The organism is Moraxella caviae, from assembly GCF_002014985.1.
Classification (GTDB): Bacteria; Pseudomonadota; Gammaproteobacteria; order Pseudomonadales; family Moraxellaceae; genus Moraxella; species Moraxella caviae.
Genome location: NZ_MUXU01000111.1, coordinates 1 through 879 on the forward strand (window position 1 = coordinate 1; position 879 = coordinate 879).

Sequence of the window (879 nt, forward strand, 5' to 3'; positions counted from 1 at the left end):
CCCTGTTCACCCGGGCGAAATCTTGCGTGAAGAGTATCTTGTACCGCTTAATATGAGCGCCAACGCACTTGCCAATGCGCTAGGCGTAACCCCTGCGCGTATCAATGAGATTGTGCGTGAACGCCGTGGCATTACCGCCGACACCGCCTTGCGCCTTGCTCGCTACTTTGGCGGTGATGCACAAACTTGGCTAAACTTGCAAGCCACTTATGAGTTAAAACTTGCCGAAGAAAGTATGAGTGATACTTTGGCAGGTATTCACCCCTATCAAATGGCTTGGTGATTTAACCCAATTAATGATGATAGGGATTATTTTATTATCCGATTGCCGGTTCATACCGAATTTACAAAACCAGTTAGTGACCCAGTTAGTGACCCAGTTAGTGACCCAGTTAGGATACAAGCTGAACCAGTTAAACAGACTTTAACTAGTCTTTTGGTATTATTAATTGACGAGCCAAAAAGCATTAAAACGCTTATGATGGAGTTGCAAATTTCACACAGAACCTATTTTAGAAAACGTTTTTTACAAAAAGCGTTGGAGCAAGGTTTAATAGAAATGACGATTACAGATAAACCGAGCAGCCGTAATCAACAGTATCGTTTGACAAAACTTGGCTTGCAGCTTATCTCATCATGCGCAAAATAGGAGTATTCAATTAGACTAATTTTTGACCGTATTTCAAAAAACATGGTGGGCTTGATACGGCTTTAATTGAAGTGCTGTATTTATTGCCAATCATGGCTTAGATGATTTAATGGTGAAAGTAGCAAGCAGCGAAATAAACTATATCAAGCTTGCAGAGATTTTAAAAGATTTAACGATTTAAACAAACTGTCGCATTTTGCCCTGCCCCATGGCGGGATTTTTATTTGTCT

At 40.8% G+C, this 879-nt stretch carries 2 protein-coding genes; both read left to right on the plus strand.

The window, feature by feature from the left end:
* A partial coding sequence (locus B0181_RS11735; RefSeq protein WP_143821613.1) for a HigA family addiction module antitoxin occupies positions 1-283 on the plus strand: 283 nt, incomplete at its 5' end.
* Between the two features lie 153 nt (positions 284-436).
* Entirely contained in the window at positions 437-649 is a 213-nt protein-coding gene (locus B0181_RS12485) for a Fic family protein (RefSeq protein ID WP_115338112.1), read from the plus strand.
* The last annotated feature ends 230 nt before the right edge of the window (positions 650-879 follow it).